The 17,641-nt window shown below is 42.0% G+C and carries 19 protein-coding genes; 17 read left to right on the top strand and 2 right to left on the bottom strand.

Annotated features, from left to right (window positions below; all coding sequences use genetic code 11):
* The first annotated feature begins 6 nt into the window (after positions 1-6).
* From KOL94_RS07285 to KOL94_RS07275, 3 genes are all read left to right on the top strand, one after another.
* Positions 7-1,200 carry a bifunctional 3,4-dihydroxy-2-butanone-4-phosphate synthase/GTP cyclohydrolase II gene (locus KOL94_RS07285; protein WP_221567618.1) on the top strand — a complete coding sequence of 398 codons (1,194 nt, stop codon included), beginning with the start codon at positions 7-9 and terminating at the stop codon, positions 1,198-1,200.
* 81 nt (positions 1,201-1,281) lie between these two features.
* A complete protein-coding gene (gene ribH / locus KOL94_RS07280; RefSeq protein WP_221565286.1) occupies positions 1,282-1,749 on the top strand; it encodes a 6,7-dimethyl-8-ribityllumazine synthase in 468 nt (155 codons plus the stop codon).
* An 891-nt stretch (positions 1,750-2,640) separates the two neighbouring features.
* Positions 2,641-3,009 (top strand): GNAT family N-acetyltransferase, encoded by a 369-nt coding sequence (locus KOL94_RS07275; RefSeq protein WP_221565284.1) that lies wholly within the window; start codon positions 2,641-2,643, stop codon positions 3,007-3,009.
* Between the two features lie 16 nt (positions 3,010-3,025).
* On the opposite strand, the gene KOL94_RS07270 is transcribed toward KOL94_RS07275, so the two are convergent.
* Complete coding sequence (locus KOL94_RS07270; protein WP_221565282.1) at positions 3,026-3,553, bottom strand: DUF309 domain-containing protein; 528 nt, start codon at positions 3,551-3,553, stop codon at positions 3,026-3,028.
* A gap of 359 nt (positions 3,554-3,912) precedes the next feature.
* Here KOL94_RS07270 and KOL94_RS07265 point away from each other — a divergent pair, with 359 nt between their 5' ends.
* Genes KOL94_RS07265 through KOL94_RS07255 form a run of 3 tightly spaced genes read left to right on the top strand, consistent with a single transcriptional unit; the run spans position 3,913 to position 5,674 of the window.
* On the top strand, positions 3,913-4,671 hold the full coding sequence (locus KOL94_RS07265) for a segregation/condensation protein A (protein ID WP_221567617.1): 759 nt from the start codon (positions 3,913-3,915) through the stop codon (positions 4,669-4,671).
* Complete coding sequence (scpB, locus tag KOL94_RS07260; protein WP_221565279.1) at positions 4,668-5,270, top strand: SMC-Scp complex subunit ScpB; 603 nt, start codon at positions 4,668-4,670, stop codon at positions 5,268-5,270. The genes KOL94_RS07265 and scpB overlap by 4 nt, the downstream gene beginning before the upstream one ends.
* Positions 5,271-5,272: 2 nt before the next feature.
* Positions 5,273-5,674: a hypothetical protein gene (locus KOL94_RS07255; protein WP_221565277.1), complete on the top strand. Its 402-nt coding sequence runs from the start codon at positions 5,273-5,275 to the stop codon at positions 5,672-5,674.
* Between the two features lie 532 nt (positions 5,675-6,206).
* Here the strand turns inward: KOL94_RS07255 and KOL94_RS07250 are convergent.
* Positions 6,207-6,305 carry a YjcZ family sporulation protein gene (locus KOL94_RS07250; RefSeq protein ID WP_221565275.1) on the bottom strand — a complete coding sequence of 33 codons (99 nt, stop codon included), beginning with the start codon at positions 6,303-6,305 and terminating at the stop codon, positions 6,207-6,209.
* Between the two features lie 147 nt (positions 6,306-6,452).
* Between KOL94_RS07250 and KOL94_RS07245 the strand changes: the two genes are divergently transcribed.
* From KOL94_RS07245 to KOL94_RS07195, 11 genes are all read left to right on the top strand, one after another.
* The gene (locus KOL94_RS07245) at positions 6,453-7,544 is read left to right on the top strand and encodes a type III polyketide synthase (protein WP_221565273.1); all 1,092 of its coding nucleotides are present in this window, start codon (positions 6,453-6,455) and stop codon (positions 7,542-7,544) included.
* Between the two features lie 20 nt (positions 7,545-7,564).
* Entirely contained in the window at positions 7,565-8,149 is a 585-nt protein-coding gene (locus tag KOL94_RS07240) for an isoprenylcysteine carboxyl methyltransferase family protein (protein ID WP_221565271.1), read from the top strand.
* A gap of 90 nt (positions 8,150-8,239) precedes the next feature.
* A complete protein-coding gene (locus KOL94_RS07235; protein WP_483298066.1) occupies positions 8,240-9,409 on the top strand; it encodes a D-alanyl-D-alanine carboxypeptidase family protein in 1,170 nt (389 codons plus the stop codon).
* Entirely contained in the window at positions 9,402-9,995 is a 594-nt protein-coding gene (locus KOL94_RS07230; RefSeq protein ID WP_221565269.1) for a nucleoside recognition domain-containing protein, read from the top strand. Before KOL94_RS07235 ends, KOL94_RS07230 begins: the two co-directional genes overlap by 8 nt.
* Before the next feature lies 1 nt (position 9,996).
* The gene (locus KOL94_RS07225; RefSeq protein ID WP_221565268.1) at positions 9,997-10,530 is read left to right on the top strand and encodes a spore maturation protein; all 534 of its coding nucleotides are present in this window, start codon (positions 9,997-9,999) and stop codon (positions 10,528-10,530) included.
* A 165-nt stretch (positions 10,531-10,695) separates the two neighbouring features.
* Positions 10,696-11,415: a pseudouridine synthase gene (locus KOL94_RS07220; RefSeq protein ID WP_221565267.1), complete on the top strand. Its 720-nt coding sequence runs from the start codon at positions 10,696-10,698 to the stop codon at positions 11,413-11,415.
* Between the two features lie 82 nt (positions 11,416-11,497).
* Positions 11,498-12,025 (top strand): thiol-disulfide oxidoreductase ResA, encoded by a 528-nt coding sequence (gene resA / locus KOL94_RS07215; RefSeq protein ID WP_221565266.1) that lies wholly within the window; start codon positions 11,498-11,500, stop codon positions 12,023-12,025.
* A gap of 12 nt (positions 12,026-12,037) precedes the next feature.
* Positions 12,038-13,663 carry a cytochrome c biogenesis protein ResB gene (gene resB / locus KOL94_RS07210; RefSeq protein WP_221565265.1) on the top strand — a complete coding sequence of 542 codons (1,626 nt, stop codon included), beginning with the start codon at positions 12,038-12,040 and terminating at the stop codon, positions 13,661-13,663.
* Between the two features lie 15 nt (positions 13,664-13,678).
* Complete coding sequence (gene ccsB, locus KOL94_RS07205) at positions 13,679-14,866, top strand: c-type cytochrome biogenesis protein CcsB (RefSeq protein ID WP_221565264.1); 1,188 nt, start codon at positions 13,679-13,681, stop codon at positions 14,864-14,866.
* A gap of 83 nt (positions 14,867-14,949) precedes the next feature.
* On the top strand, positions 14,950-15,669 hold the full coding sequence (locus tag KOL94_RS07200) for a response regulator transcription factor (protein WP_221565263.1): 720 nt from the start codon (positions 14,950-14,952) through the stop codon (positions 15,667-15,669).
* Positions 15,666-17,465: an ATP-binding protein gene (locus KOL94_RS07195; protein ID WP_221565262.1), complete on the top strand. Its 1,800-nt coding sequence runs from the start codon at positions 15,666-15,668 to the stop codon at positions 17,463-17,465. The genes KOL94_RS07200 and KOL94_RS07195 overlap by 4 nt, the downstream gene beginning before the upstream one ends.
* The last annotated feature ends 176 nt before the right edge of the window (positions 17,466-17,641 follow it).

The following is a 17,641-nucleotide window of genomic DNA, read 5'->3' as shown; positions in this document are numbered from 1 at the left end:
ATGGTGATGTTCGATCCAATAGAAGAAGCGATATATGAATTGATGCAAGGGAAGGTTGTCATCGTTTGTGATGACGAAGACCGAGAGAATGAGGGAGACTTCATTGCACTTGCAGATCGGGTAACACCAGAAATCGTGAATTTCATGGTTACACATGGGCGAGGACTGGTTTGTACACCGATCACAGAAGAACTAGCTCAAAAATTGGACCTTAATCCAATGGTGAATCATAATACAGACCCCCACGGGACAGCTTTCACAATTAGTATCGACCATAAATCGGCTACGACGGGGATTTCAGCACAAGAGCGTGCAGCAACGATGAAAGCTTTGTTAGATCCGAACGCAGCCCCTGCTGATTTCAAGCGCCCAGGGCATGTCTTTCCTTTAATTGCGAAACAGGGTGGAGTCTTAAGAAGAGCAGGGCATACAGAAGCTGCCATCGATCTTGCTCGTCTTTCGGGTGCTGAACCTGCTGGTGTCATATGTGAAATCATGAATGAAGACGGGACCATGGCACGCGTGCCCCAGCTTCGAAAAATTGCAGATGACTATGATTTGAAAATGATTACGATCAAAGATCTGATCCAGTATCGTAACCGTAAAGATAAGCTTGTGAAGAAGGAAATCGAGATCAAAATGCCTACAGAATTTGGCGAATTCCGGGCTATCGGTTATTCGAACATTCTCGATCAAAAAGAACACGTTGCGCTCGTGAAAGGTGAAGTCATTCCAGATGAACCAATGTTGGTGCGGGTTCATTCGGAGTGTCTGACGGGCGATGTATTCGGGTCTTATCGCTGTGACTGTGGACCGCAGCTCCACGCAGCACTGGCTCAGATTGAAGAAGAGGGGAGCGGTGTTCTCCTCTACATGCGACAAGAAGGCAGAGGAATCGGACTGCTGAATAAAATGAAAGCTTATAAGCTTCAAGAAGAAGGATTGGACACAGTCGAGGCTAACGAAAAACTAGGTTTCGCTCCTGATCTTCGGGATTACGGAATTGGTGCTCAGATCCTAAGGGATCTCGGAATAACGAAAATGAAACTTTTAACCAACAATCCTCGTAAAATCAAGGGATTGAGCGGATATGGTTTAGAGGTCGTCGATCGAGTTCCGATCCAGTTGCCACACCGAGATGAAAACGAGAGATATTTAAAAACAAAGCATAGTAAATTAGGTCATATGCTTCACTTTTAAAAAAATAGGGTTGGTCAACCTAACTATAGCTAATGCAATAGGTCACCATCTCATTCAATAACTAACCAGGAGGCTCTAATAATGGGAACAACATTCGAAGGAAATTTAGTTGGAACAGGATTGAAAGTTGGAATTGTAGTAGGTCGATTCAATGAATTCATTACAGGTAAACTGCTGTCAGGTGCCGAGGACGCTTTGAAGCGCCATGGTATCAATGAACAAGATATCGATGTGGCATGGGTCCCTGGTGCATTTGAAATTCCATTGATTGCAAAAAAGATGGTAGAGTCCGACAAATATGATGCTGTTATCACCCTTGGAACTGTAATTCGGGGTTCTACACCACATTTTGATTATGTATGTAATGAAGTGGCAAAAGGAGTTTCAAGCCTTTCATTGAACTCAGGGACACCTGTGATCTTCGGTGTTCTGACGACTGATTCAATCGAGCAAGCAGTAGAACGTGCAGGTACGAAAGCAGGCAATAAAGGTTGGGAAGCAGCTGTATCAGCTATTGAAATGGGCAATCTTTGCCGTTCTTTCAATTAAGCTATTTTCTAAAAGCTTGTAGCTAATGGAATGTTGGTAAGGAAGGTGCTGGATGCTGAGACAGTGGAAATATGCAAGACTCCAGCGAGCCAGGCGAGACCCCAACGTTTTTAAAAGGAACTTCGACTAAATACCACCACGTACTATGGTGAACGTCGAAGTCAGTACATCCTGTACAATTACGTCCTGTGGTGAACGTCGAAGCCAGCAGAAGGAAAGTTTCTAAGAATTCTCATCGCAGACACGAAAATGATTTCATTTTTGTGTTGACATCCTGTGCAAGTGAGCGAGGAGGCTTGCGGAAGTAGGTAAATGCAAGGAAGTGATGTCTAGCTCAGCGACCAGTCACTTGGATCACTTCAAACTTCCTGCGGCGGTTGGCACATTGATTGACATCCTTATGAGTCGGCGACGCAGAACAAAGTCTTTGTTTGGTTCGAGCCTCCTCGTCCGTTTTCCAGTGACCTACGTGCCTGACCGGGTCGCTTCCGCTTTTCGTTTGCTCGCGGAAAGCGCGTATATTTCCAAACTCAAAAACAACAATCTATTATGCAAAAACTGCCTTCAAAAAGCTTAATAAACCCGTTTATTGATCATTATAAAGAGCAAAATTAGCAAAGTCATCAAATTTCGTCTATACTATAGATGACCTTGGACATCATGAACTTTTCTAATAGGCTTTGCTGCAGTCTGATGTGAATTTCCAAAGCTTTTGGAAACAGAGTCAGGACAGATATACATGCGGGGTCTGCTAAGAAAAGAGGCTGAGAAAGATGACGAACCAGAAGAATAAAAAGCAAGAACGTATTCTGATCATTGTATGTATCATCGTTGCTTTCCTCTTGATGTTGTCACTTGTTGGGAAGTTAATTCGATAATGAGGGAGAATTTATGCTAATTCGTTATAAACGAAATTATGAAAAAATCGCAATGGGTCTTCTGTCATTCATGCCGAATCAGAAAGACGTCAAAAAGCTGCAACAAACGGTCAAGCAATATGAAACTGAATCTGATCATCAACTTTTTCTGTGGAAAGAAGGAGAAGATATCATCGGAATCATCGGGTTGAAAATGGACGATGGGACAGCCGAATTACAGCATGTCAGCGTCAATCCGTCACATCGCCATCAAGGTATCGGTAAAAAGATGGTCGATGCACTGAAAAAAATACTCAAAGATAACTATCAGTTGACTGCGAATGAAGAAACAAGCTCCTTCTTTGAGAAGTGTGAAGAGGAAGTCAAACTCGAAAACGACTAGAAAGAAACGGAAAGGGTCATCCTTCCCGTTTCTTTTTTCTGAGATTTTTCTGTGCTAATCGTTCATCGATAACTTCCTGGCGATCCCGGAGTGTATGTTTATGGAGAAGGAATTCATTCTTCAAATCACTTGGCAGACCATACGTGCAACCGATATTCTTACATTCAGCCTCACATAAAGTGATCAATCTCTTGTCTTTAATAGGCAAGTTGAAGCTTTCATAAGGCTGTTTATTTTCAATATCTTTAACCCTTTTGCAGAGTTGTTCCCGTAATTGTCTAGCGTCTAGGCCTAATGCTTCGATTTCGTTCTGTTCTATTTCAATGATGTGTAAAGCACTTCTCATCATCCGTAAAGCACCTGAATAATTTTGTCTTCGTTGGTGGTAGAGGGATACGGCAATTTGGATAAGCCCGACCCAATGTTTTTTCGGATCGTGCTTCGGAATTGATTTCCAATGTTCTTCTAAAATTTCATGACATTCAAAATAATCACGGAGTCCATGAAAGTGGACTAAAAAATCTACATATGGCTTTGGATACATGGAAAGATACCTCCAAATTAAAGTAGTTCAAGTTTATCATACATGACAATCTGACGAAAAAGCACTGCAGAAAGACGATTATTGATTATAAAGATTTGTTGAACGTAGACATTGCCTGTAAAACCAAATTGTGGCTGCACCTGCTGTATGCTATAATATCGTCATATTTCATACTTATAAAGCTAAATATTTTAGGTTTTTGCCTAACCGGGTCGCTTCCGCTTTTCGTTTGCCCGCAGAAAGGGAGTAAATTTCGCAAAAATCAACAATAAGTATAACAAAGCCAAAAAACTAAGATGAACAGAGCTTTAAATAAAGTATGAATCCCTACATACTAGAATGTGAGAATGGTGAATTTCATGAACCAATATAACGTACGATTGGATGGATTTGAAGGACCGCTTGATTTATTGCTTCATTTGATCAACCGTTACGAGATCGATATTTATGATATTCCAGTCGCTAAAATTACGGAACAATACTTAGAGTATATACATACGATGCAAGAGCTCCAACTGGATATAGCTAGTGAATATCTTGTTATGGCTGCAACGCTTATTGCAATCAAGAGTAAAACTTTACTGCCAAAATATGAAGAAGATGAGTTCGATCAACAGCTTGAAATGGAAATGGACGAGGATCCGAGGGATGAGTTGGTGCGCCGACTCATTGAATATCGTAAATTTAAAGAAGCCTCATCCTATCTACGAGAACACGAGAGTAAGAGGAGCCTGACGCTTTCAAAGCCGCCGAGCAATCTTGATCATTTTGAGGCAAAACAAGAACCGGTCAATCCTGTTTCAAATATGACGATTTATGATCTAGTCGGTGCGTTCCAATCTCTATTTGATAAAAAGAAGATGAAGAAAGCTCCGAAAACAAAAATTGATCGTCAGGAAATCCCGATCGACAAACGTATGTCAGAGATCGTTACTGAACTCCGTTTTCGAAAAGGGAGGCAGACGTTCCAAAATCTCTTTCCTTATCCGAGTAAAGACCATATGGTAGTAACTTTCCTGGCGGTTCTTGAATTGATGAAAACACGGCAAATCCGTTGTGAACAAGATGAGAACTTTAATGAAATTTCAATTCACTTGATGAAGGAGGATATTAGTTGACGACAAGAAATGAACAAAAAGCTGTTTTAGAGGGTCTTCTTTTTGTCGTCGGTGATGAGGGGTTAGATGGGAAACAGGCTGCTGATATTCTTCAAATCGAGCTTTCCGAAGCAGAAGGACTCATTAAGGAAATGATTGAAGATTACCAGACTGACGACCGTGGTATTGAAATCGTCGAGATTGCAGGTGCCTATCAATTTACGACAAAAGCGAAGCATATTTCTTATTATGAAAGGTTTGTTGAATCGCCTACCACAAGTTCGTTATCCCAGGCGGCCCTTGAAACCCTTGCTATCGTCGCATACAAACAACCAATCACACGTACTGAAATTGAGGACATTCGTGGTGTGAAAACTGAAAAGCCACTTCAGACACTTTCAGCTAAACATCTAGTTAAGGAAGTCGGAAGGGCAGAAGGAACAGGCCGTGCGATTCTATATGGAACGACAAAAGAGTTTCTTGAATACTTTGGATTGAAATCGAAAGATGACTTGCCGAAATTACCAGAACAATTTGAGGATGGTTCCATTGAAGACGAAGCAGATTTGTTCTTTGAAAACTTTGAATCTGTGATGGAACCTAATGATAAGGAGGAATAACCGTGATCATTACTTCCATAAATGGAGAAGAACTTGAAAAGTCGAAATCGAATTCCCCAGAGGAGTTTTTCAACCGTTCTGAAGTGACCTTCCGGGATGGAAAATCTGAAAAGACATTAGCTGTTTTGTATGTTAGATACTTCGATGAGAAAATTTCGGAATTATCGAGTTTTGAAACAGAAGAACTCTTTGAGATGGATGGCCGGATCATCCATTTACGGGAGATTATTGCATTGTTGGCGCTTAAAACAAATCCAGCTTATGCAAAACGCCACCGTGTCTACATAAATGATGAACAGCAGTTTGCAGCCCTATTCAATGGTGTCGATGAAAGATCTATACAAGAAATTGTGAATAAGATTATCAATGAAGGTCGTTACGAATTAACTGAACAAAATGTGTAATCCGATTGTATTTTGAAGACAAAAAAGGCTGACAGGGGCATCAAAATGATTCCACTGGTCAGCCTTTCTTTACTTTCACTTAGGCTTTGTAATCCTTTTTGTTGATTTTTCCGAAATTTACTCCCTTTCCGCGGGCAAACGAAAAGCCAAAGCGATCCGTTAAGACACGCAGTCACTGGAAAACGGACGAGGAGGCTCGAACCAAACAAAGACTGGTTCTGCGTGGGCCTACTCATAAGGATGTCAATCAATGTGTCGACAGCCGCAGGAAGTTTGAAGTGACCCAAGTGACTGGTCGCTGAGCTAGACATCACTTCCTTGCATTTACCTACTTCCGCAAGCCTCCTCGCGAGTACCTCGCTGTGGGGTCTCGCCTGGCTCGCTTTTCCCGCAGGAGTGTTGCAAATTTCACTTCAATCAAACTTAGTCAGAAATCAACAGTACTCACTTAAAGAAAGTATAAATACTTTCTAAAGGTTCAGCCATCGCCAAGGTTTGGCTGTGCCAAGTTTTCTTTATCCGATGTATAGTTTTAGCCGTGATATCCTGAATAGACGGTAATACCGATAATCACTAATAGCACGAACAAAACAACGAGCAAGATGAACCCCTTACCAAATCCATCTGACATTCCGATGTCCCCCTATCCCTAATAAGCCATTCACCCATACTATATGCATTCGTCTAGTAGGCGGACTAGACGATTGTACCGGTTTCACATATTTTGTTACGATAAGTACAAACTGATAAAAATGCACTGTAAGGAAGTGTGAGGCAAATGCCATATATCTTATCCGTCGGTACCTGTGATCCAGAACATACCTTGGGACAAGGCCATACAGTCGAATTTGCAAGAGAGCTGTTCAGTGATCATTATTCCCATATTGATCGCTTATTACGTGTGTTCGAAAATGGACAGATTGAATCAAGGAACTTTGTCAATGATGTTCAATGGTATAAGGAAAACCATACGTTACAATCGAAAAATGACATCTATATTGAAAAATCAGTTGAGTATGGTGTCAAAGCGATCGAGGATTGCCTTGCCAACAATACATACATGAAAAAGCAGATCCCCTATAACGAAATAGACGCTATATTCTTTGTTTCGACGACTGGATTTTCAACACCGAGTATTGAAGCGAGGATCATGAATGAACTCCCATTTTCCCCTCACACGAAACGGATCCCGATCTGGGGCTTAGGGTGTGCAGGGGGCGCTTCAGGACTGGCTCGGTCGCATGATTATTGCCTTGCCTATCCACAAGCGAAAGTCCTGCTTGTTTGTGTAGAATTGTGCAGTTTGACGTTCCAAAAACAAGATTATTCGAAAAGCAATCTGATCGGGACATCTCTTTTTGCAGATGGTGTAGCAGCAGTATTAATGGTGGGGAATGAAGTGAAAGAGCATGAATTGACGATTGAAAAAACCATTCCCAGGACGTTAGCCAGTCAATCCACATTGATGCCGGATTCAGAAGAGATAATGGGATGGGATATTAAAGATGAAGGCCTCTATGTCATCTTTTCTAAGGACATCCCCCATATCGTAGATAGCTGGTTTTATCCTACCATCCATCAATTTCTCATCGATCAGAATCTCAAGATGGATGATATCAAGCATTTCATCGCTCACCCCGGTGGTATAAAAGTGTTGAACGCCTATATGAGTTCGTTGGACATTCCTGCTTCGATGTTTCATGATTCATTGGAAATATTGAAGCGGTACGGGAACATGTCATCTGTGACCGTGATCTATGTATTGAATCGGTTCTTGCAAAAAGATATCCCAACTGGAGAGAAAGGTCTTGTCACCGCATTAGGACCTGGTTTCAGTTCAGAAGTCGTCCTAATAGAATGGGTAGAATGAGTTTATAAGGGGGATGGCCCATGATTTTCTTTTTGTTATACTCTCTCATCATCGCACAGCGTCTAATTGAACTGAAGGTGGCTAGACGAAACGAAAAAAAGATGAAGGCGAGAGGGGCGAAGGAATTTGCCGCGGAGCATTATAAATGGATTGTCATTCTTCATACGACTTTCTTGTTATCATTAGTCCTAGAAGCATATGTTAAAGGATTTGAGCTATCACCTTTTTTTCCTGTATTGTTCCTATTGTTTATCGTGTTACAAGGGTTGAGGGTCTGGACGATCCGTTCACTCGGCATGTTTTGGAATACGAAGATTATCATTCTTCCAAATGCTAATATCGTAAAAAAAGGTCCATTCCGTTTCTTGCGTCATCCAAATTATGTTGTTGTTTCTTTTGAGTTGCTGGTCATTCCGCTAATGTTCAATGCATTTTGGACTGCAATTCTATTCACGATATTGAATGCCTTACTCTTACTGTTGGTCAGGATTCCAGCAGAAGAAGCTGCTTTATCCCAGCAATCGGACTACGATCATCAATTCAGTGATACCCCGCGTTTTATACCTCAAGAGGAACGTAAGCACTCGAAGACCCCACCTAAGTAGACAATAACCTCATTATGTAGACTTAATTTTTTTCATATCCCGTCTTTTAGAGCATAAACTTGTACAAAACTGGCTAAGGGACGGGATGTTATGATTGTTGCAATAATTAGAGCTGGAATCCTAATTGGATTAGCCTTCATGATATTTTTTTCAACTATACCGCTACATCAGCTCGCATATGCAGAAGGACCTGGTGTAGATGCTCAAGGTGCCATACTGATGGAGCAGGAATCTGGTCGTGTTTTATATGGAAAAAATGAAAACCAGAAAATGAGGATCGCAAGCATTACGAAAATCATGACTGCCATCTTAGCAATCGAGTCAGGAAAAATGGATGAATTGGCTACGGTAAGTGAGCGGCCTCTTCAGGCAGAAGGTTCTTCTATCTATTTAAAAAAAGGAGAAAAGATCCTCTTGGAAGATCTCGTTTATGGGTTGATGCTGCGTTCAGGTAATGATTCTGCTGTAGCAATTGCAGAACATGTTGGTGGCAGCTTGGAAGGGTTCATCTATATGATGAACGAAAAAGCTGCGGAAATCGGTATGAAAAATACGTATTTCTCCAATCCACATGGACTCGATGATCATGAGAATCACTACTCTACCGCCTATGACATGGCATTATTGTCTCAGTATGCGATGGAGAATGAAACATATCGAAAAATCTCTTCTACAAAGACCCACAGAGCCCCTCAAGAAGGGGAGGAATGGGATCGTATTTTCAAGAATAAAAACAAACTGTTACGGATGTATGAATATTCTACCGGTGGAAAAACAGGCTATACAAAACGTGCGAAAAGAACACTTGTATCAACAGCAAAAAAGGATGACCTTGAACTGATCGCTGTCACTTTGAATGATGGCAACGATTGGAACGATCATATGAACCTTTTTGATTGGGCATTCAATACATATGATCTTGTCTCGATTGTAGAAAAAGGTCCAATTAGTGGTCTTGAAAACGATGCTTATAAGAACAAAGTAGAAGCAGCGAGAACATTTTATTATCCTTTGACCGAAGATGAGCGTGACCTTATTAAAAATGAAATCACCCTTATCAAGCCACCTAAAAATGGCAAATGGGGAAAGAATCCGCCGAGTCCTGTTGGAAAGCTTACGATCTATCTTGAGGGTTCCGCAATAGGAGAACTCCCGTTATTTCTCAAAGGTACGTATAGGGAACTGGAGGAGGAAACCTTTTGGCGAACGATCAAGAAGGTTGTGACGAAGTTTTTTATCGTAACGGTGCCATATGGTTAATCTGATCTGGGTGTTCATGTTTGTCTTCGGAATCCTTTATGCAGCGATCAATGGGACGATGGAGGAAGTTAATAAGGTATTGTTCAAAAGCGCTCAGGAAGCTGTCACTATCAGTTTAGGATTGATCAGCATCCTTGTCTTTTGGTTGGGGCTCATGAACATTGCAAAAAAAGCGGGATTACTTGAAAAGCTTTCGGACTTGTTCAAGCCGGTTGCAAAAAGGCTCTTTCCGGATATCCCGGCGGATCATCCTGCGATGGGATACATTTTATCAAATATGGTTGCAAACCTTTTCGGACTCGGAAACGCGGCTACACCTATGGGAATAAAAGCGATGGAACAGATGAAGAAATTGAATGCCGACCGTGATGATGCAAGTCGTTCTATGATTACGTTCCTCGCGATTAACACCTCAAGCCTTACCATCATTCCAACGACCGTCATAGCGATCCGGATGAATTATGATTCCTTGTCGCCGACCGATATTGTGGGGACTACGCTTATTGCGACTGCTTGTTCGACATTCGCAGCCATTATGATCGACCGTTATTTTTACCAGAGGCGGCAAAGAAGGAGGAGATCTTGAAATGGGGCTTGTGTCGGCAATATCCATTTGGATCCTTCCTTGCCTGATCGGATTTGTCCTTATATACGCAACTTTCAAAAGAGTTTCGACATACGAAGAATTTGTTGAAGGTGGGAAGGAAGGGTTTTCAATTGCTGTATCGATCATCCCCTATCTAGTCGGGATGCTCGTAGCAATCACCGTATTCAGAGCCTCAGGGGCTTTGGCGTTCATGATCGATTCTATCAAGCCGTTTCTCACAGCAATCGGGGTCCCATCGGAAATCGTACCCCTGGCGTTGATCAGGCCGATTTCTGGGACAGGGGCACTGGCCATGACCTCGGATTTGATTTCCACGTACGGACCTGATTCATTCATTGGGCGATTGGCTTCTACAATGCAAGGAAGTACAGATACCACCCTTTATATTCTTACTGTCTATTTTGGTGCTGTGGGCATCAAAAGGATGGGGGATGCATTGAAGGTCGGGCTGCTTGCGGACCTTGTCGGAATCATCTGTGCAATCATCGTAGTGACACTCGTCTTTGGTAGTTGATTTTTTACTCCACCAGCTAGTTGGTGGGGTTTTTTTATTTGAGGCTAATGGATATTGAGTAGGCTGCTGCATAACCCCGTACAATTTATAAATAAAGTGAACTGCTCTCTTTCAAAACTTGAGAATTCAAATGTCGAAGAGTATGATTGAGATTGAGGTGAAAGTATGGAACGATTACAAAAGGTCATTGCACAAGCTGGGGTTACTTCTCGACGGAAAGCCGAGAAATTGATCCAAGATGGACAAGTGAAAGTGAATGGAGGCGTTGTAAGAGAATTAGGGACGAAAGTGTCACCTTCTGACGAAATTGAAGTGAATGGGGTACCGATTGATAAAGAAGAACCTGTCTACTTTTTGTTTTATAAACCGACTGGTGTTATTTCAAGCGTGAAGGATGAAAAAGGCAGGAAAGTTGTAACGGACTATTTTCCTGATATTGAACAAAGGATCTTTCCTGTAGGTCGTCTTGATTATGACACTTCCGGTTTGCTTATACTGACTAACGACGGAGATTTCGCAAACACACTTATGCATCCGAAATATCATGTGGAAAAAAGATATGTCGCCAAGGTGAAGGGGATCCCCTCCAAGCTGGAGATCCGTCAGCTTTCAAAGGGAATCATGCTTGATGATGGCAAGACAGCACCGGCGAAAGTCAAAATGAAAAGCCTTGATAAAAAGAAACAGACAGCAATCATTGAACTGACAATCCATGAAGGTCGCAACCGCCAAGTCAGAAGGATGTTCGAAGCACTTGGTTACCCTGTCCAAAAACTGAAACGTGAGGGCTATGGGAATCTGGATCTCAGAGGGCTCAACCCTGGGGACTCCAGAACGATGACACCGCATGAAGTCAAGCAATTACGGAATCTAGCTGTCACATAAACGTCAAATAAAACCCATGAATACTGGACAAATAAACGTTATAGTAGGAAGGGTAGAAGATTAGATTGGAGCGATCGCCATTATGAAAAAACGACAACGGTTAATCATGCGTTCAGTCATATTGGTTGTTATTGCCCTGGCCCTGGGATTTACACTCTATAACACCGTTTTCAATGACAAAAAGGAACCTGTCAAAGCTGGAGATACAGCACCGAATTTTGTCCTGAAGGATTTAGAAGGTAAGGAAGTAGAGCTGGAAGATTATAAAGGGAAGGGCGTTTTCTTGAATTTCTGGGGTACATATTGTCCACCATGCGAGAAAGAAATGCCTGCCATACAACGGCAGTATGACAAATATAAAGCTCAGGGTGTAGTTGTCCTGGCAGTTGATATCGCTGAGCCGAAGTTTACGGTGGAAAAGTTCGCGAATAGATTGAATCTAACTTTTCCGATTCTTTTGGACCAGCAACGAGAAGTCGTAGATGAATACGGAGTTGGAAACTTACCTGCCACCTATTTGATCAGTCCGGAAGGTAAAGTGATCGATAAAATCACAGGTGAGCTGAACGATACACATGTCCGCAACTACATGGAAAAAATCAAGCCATAATGGGGTGTTCAAATGGAAAAGATTAAGTGCGATTGCGGCCATCTGAATCCCTACGGAACGATCATTTGTGAAGCTTGTGGTAAGCCGATTCAAGAAGAATCACCAGATAAGCTATTGAACATGAGATACGAAGGGACAGCAAGACGTTCGCAAACCTATAATGCGAATGCTGTCGATAAGATATGGAATTTCTTCTCGAGTGTAAAAGTCGGGGTATGGCTGATCGTCATCACCCTGATTGCCTCTGCTGTCGGGACGATTTTCCCGCAACAGATGTATATACCGACTTCTGAGGCAACCGACCCTGCAGCATATTATGAAAAGGAATATGGTTTTCTAGGAGAACTCTATTATGTATTAGGGTTCCATAATCTATATAGTTCATGGTGGTTCGTCCTTTTACTAGGTTTGATCGGTGTATCCATTACGGTCGCAAGTATCGACCGAGGGATTCCGCTATTTCGTTCACTTCGAAACCAGCGGGTCGCAAAACACGATAACTTCCTAAAAAAACAAAGGATATTCGCTGCAACAAAGCGACCAGAAGATGAAGAACAATTCATGGAAGAAGTCCTTTTCAGATTGAAAGAAAAACGCTATCGTGTCCGGAGAGAGGGGAATAGTATCCTAGCTGAAAAAGGGCGTTTTTCCAGATGGGGACCGTATGTGAACCATATCGGATTGATCATCTTCTTATTAGGAGCCATGCTCAGAATCGTACCAGGTATGTATTTGGATGAAGATATGTGGATTCGTGAAGGTGAGACGAAAGCGATCAAAGGTACGGATCAAGAATATTATTTAAAACACGATAAATTCACATATGAAGTCTATGATAACAAAGAAGAAAGATTCTCTGATGCTTTGAATCGAGTACAGCAGCCAGTACCGAAAAACTATCAGAGTGACGTTGTCCTTTATAAGGCTGGTGAAAAACTACCAGGTGCAAAGCCGGAGCTTTCTAAGGTCAAAGACTATGCGATCCAAGTCAATAAACCGCTTGATTTTGATGGGTATTCACTCTATCAAGTAGACTATCGACAAGAAATGAGTGCGATGCATTTCCAATTTCAAGAATCTGAAACAGATAAGGAGATCGGTTCATTCTCAGTCGATTTACAGGAACCAAAAGAAGAATATGATCTCGGCAATGGGAATCGTGTAGAGTTACAAGGCTATTATCCTGATTTTTATTTTGATTCAGAGACGAAAAAACCATCAACGAAAACGAATGTACCGAACAATCCAGCGTTCATTTTCAAAATGTTCACGCCTGAAACACCAGACGGCGAAGTAGCCTTTATCGCGATACGTCAGAACCTTGATCCTTCCGGTGAGAATCAATACAAGATTGCTTTTGATGGTGTTGACACAGAGTTCATAACAGGGTTGACCGTGAAGAAGGATTATACGCTTCCTATCATTTTTATAGGTGGAATCATCTTCATGCTGGGGGTCGTCCAAGGTTTATATTGGAACCATCGCCGTGTATGGCTGAAAGTGAAGGATGAAGAGGTTTGGATGGCAGCTCATACGAATAAAAACTGGCACGGCATAAAACGTGAACTTGATGATATCACTGCGAAACTTGATATAAATAAGCTAAACGATCAACAAGAACAGAAGGATAAAGCATAGAAAGGAGGAACTCAAATGGCACAATTAAGCAGTACTTTATTATATATTGCATTTTTCATTTATTTTATTGCTACCATCCTCTTTGTCGTCTCATTGACGGTCAAAGAAAAGGAAGGGCTAAAGTCAAATAGATGGGGGAAGTGGGGATATTCCCTATCTATTATCGGATTCATCAGTCAATTAGGATATTTCGTTACAAGGTGGATCGCTGCGGGTCACGCTCCAGTCAGTAATCTCTTTGAATTCACGACATTTTTCGGAATGATGATGGTCTTCGGTTTTATTATTATATACGCAATCTATCGTTTGAATGTCCTTGGTGTGTTCGCAATGCCAATTGCCCTCCTAGTAATTGCTTATGCCAGTATGTTCCCAAGAGAGATAGAACCATTGATTCCGGCTTTACAAAGCAATTGGTTGAAAATCCATGTAACGACAGCAGCTCTAGGGGAAGGAATTTTAGCGATCAGTTTTGTTGCCGGTTTGATCTACTTAGTGGCAACTATCGATCAAAGCAAAGGATCGAAAAAGACAGGCTGGTTGGAATTTGTACTTTATACACTGATCAGTACATTTGGATTCATTCTCGTTTCCATCGGTTTTGGAGCTGCAAATTACCAAGTAAGTTTTGAATGGGTCAACGACAGTGGTAATCAAGCTGAACTTGTCTACCATATGCCAGCAATCGCTGGCCCGCATGATGGTGAGAAACTGACAGAGGGAGCATTCGGACCGCTTTTCGAAGCACCTGCATGGATGGAAGGCGTCGATGCACCGAAGAAATTGAATACGTTCATCTGGGCATTATTCTCCGGATTTACACTTTACGTATTATTTAGATTGGCTTTGAGGAAACGATTGGGCGCAGCCTTGAAACCTTTACTGAAAAACATCAATACAGATCTGGTTGATGAAATCAGTTATCGTGCAATCGCAATCGGGTTCCCTGTGTTTACATTGGGCGCATTGATTTTTGCTATGATATGGGCACAGGCAGCTTGGACAAGGTTCTGGGGCTGGGATCCGAAGGAAGTATGGGCTTTGATTACTTTTCTTTTTTACGCTGCTTATCTTCATTTAAGACTTACAAGGGACTGGCATGGTGAAAAATCAGCATGGTTATGTGTGCTCGGTTTCGTGATCATCATGTTCAACTTGATAGCAGTAAATATCGTAATCGTAGGCTTGCATTCCTATGCGTAACAGAAAACCTTCACGTTTCGTGGAGGTTTTCTTAGCAGTTGGAAAGAATATGTGGTATGTAAGATGTAGGAGGTATGTGAATTATGGAAAATGAACAAAGAGTGCTTGTTGTTGATGATGAAGAACGGATCCGTAAACTGCTCCGTATGTATCTTGAACGGGAAAACTTCGCGGTCGTCGAAGCAGAAGATGGAGAAACAGCTTTGCAAGAAGCTAGTGAAGCAGAATTTGATATCATCTTGCTTGATCTGATGCTTCCAGAGATGGATGGAATTGAAGTTTGTGAAAAGCTGCGAAAGGACAAAGCGACACCAATCATCATGCTGACAGCTAAAGGCGAGGAATCAAACCGTGTCCAAGGATTCGAAGCAGGTGCAGATGATTATGTAGTCAAACCATTTAGTCCAAGGGAAGTTGTGTTACGCGTGAAAGCGCTGTTAAGACGCTCAACTGCTACGAAATTTTTACATACAGACACAGTGAGCAAAGATGTGATCGTATTCCCTCATCTGACGATTGATAACGATGCGCATCGTGTAACTGCTGATGGAAAAGAAATCAGCCTTACGCCGAAAGAGTATGAGCTGCTCTTGTATCTCGCAAAGACACCAGACAAGGTATATTCCAGAGAACAGTTGTTGAAAGATGTCTGGAATTATGAATTCTTCGGTGACTTGCGTACGGTCGATACACATGTGAAGCGTCTACGTGAAAAGTTGAACCGGGTTTCTCCTGATGCAGCTTCAATGATTTCTACTGTCTGGGGTGTTGGTTATAAATTCGAGGTAGAAGAAAAAGAATGATTTGGCGGAGTGTAGTAGGAAAGCTTTGGGGGACGATCCTTCTACTCGTGTCTGTCGTCCTTTTCATTTTAACTGTTCTATTGATGCAGTTTTTTGAAAATTTCATTGTCGATAATGCAAAAATGCAATTGTCGCAGCTCGAAGACTCACTCGTGGAAATCATTCAAAGTGACCAGCCCTTCACTGAATCTAAAGATACGATTTCAAAACTGGTTGATGCGCATTCGAGTAATATTGTGATTCTAAGTGATCGTACACAATTTTCCCATTCTTCCGATCAGACGGAATTATCTACGCTCCCTTATTCACTCTTCCGGGAGGACCCGAAATTATCAAAAGTTCTGAAGGATGGGGAAACAGTGATTGTTCAAGGCGACTTTCCAGTACAGAACGGGGATCAGACAGAACAAAATGAGTTGTTGATTGTCGGTAAGCCTGTCGAGCTTTCTGCAAATGAACATGGTGCGGTTTTCATTTACCAATCCCTTGAATTGATTCAGGAAACAAATCAGCAAGCAAAGCAAATCATATTTTTATCTGCGGGAATCGCAATCATACTTACAACGATCTTTGCCTTTTTCTTATCCACACGGATTACTTCCCCGCTCAGACGTATGAGGGAAGCTGCATTAGAAGTAGCACAAGGGAAGTTCGATACGAAGGTTCCGATCCTGACACATGATGAGATTGGTGAACTCGCCCTGTCATTCAATAGAATGGGCAGGAACTTGAAGAACAACATCAATGCATTAAGCCAAGAAAAAGAACAATTATCAAGTATCTTAAGCAGCATGGCTGATGGTGTCATCACCTTTGACCGGAAAGGAAAAATCCTTGTTACCAATCCGCCTGCTGAACGGTTCATCCAGGCTTGGTATTATGAGCGAGGAATGAAAGAGCGGAAAGGTGAGGAAGTACCTGAACAGATCAATGATTTATTCCGCAGTGTCGTAAATCTTGAACGCGAACAGATAACGGAAATTGAGCTTCAAGGCAGAATCTGGGTCGTACTGATGACGCCGTTATACAATCATTCCAATGTTCGTGGTGCTGTTGCGGTTTTCCGAGACATGACAGATGAACGTCAACATGATAAATTACGGAAAGACTTCATCGCTAATGTCTCCCACGAGCTTAGAACGCCGATTTCGATGCTTCAAGGATATAGTGAAGCGATCATTGATGATATTGCAGGTACTGAGCAAGAAAAGAAGGATATCGCACAAATTATCTATGATGAATCGTTGAGAATGGGGCGTTTGGTTAATGAGCTTCTGGATCTCGCACGAATGGAAGCTGGTCATGTATCCCTCGAAGTTATGGAAATCGATAGCGGAGAATTCTTCAATAGGGTCGTGCATAAATTTCAGGGACTCGCAAGGGAAAGGGATATTACCGTTGAGTTGAACCTTCCTGATGAGAAGAGTATTATAGAGGCAGACGCAGATCGTTTGGAACAAGTGATGACGAATTTGATAGATAACGCCTTGAGGCATACGAAAGAAGGCGGAGAAGTATCTGTTGATGTTACGAGCCTTTCGGATGGAATTAACGTTGAGGTCAAAGATACTGGATCAGGTATTCCAAAAGAGGATCTGCCATTTGTGTTCGAACGCTTTTATAAGGCAGATAAAGCTCGTACAAGGGGCCGTTCTGGGACAGGTCTAGGTCTTGCAATTGTAAAGAATATCGTTGATGCGCATGGCGGAAAAATATCCGTTCACAGCAAGGTGGGCAATGGGACGACATTTTCATTTTTCATTCCTCGAAAATTCGAGAATGAGAGTGGAACCTGACGATAAATCTTGTTCCATGAGTAACAGAGGACAGGAAATCCCCACTCTTGTGGTAATAGCGAACGTAGAAGCTTCCGGATGTACCGGTAGCGGATTCACCAAGGTTGTAGGGAAAGCTGCTTAAACGATTATAATCGAATTAAATGCTACGGAAAATGTTATAAAAAACCACTTTC

This window comes from Alkalihalobacillus sp. TS-13 (genome assembly GCF_019720915.1).
GTDB lineage: Bacteria > Bacillota > Bacilli > Bacillales > Fictibacillaceae > Pseudalkalibacillus.
The sequence above is the reverse complement of the archived record's forward strand: the minus strand, read 5'-3'. Positions and strand labels throughout refer to the sequence as shown.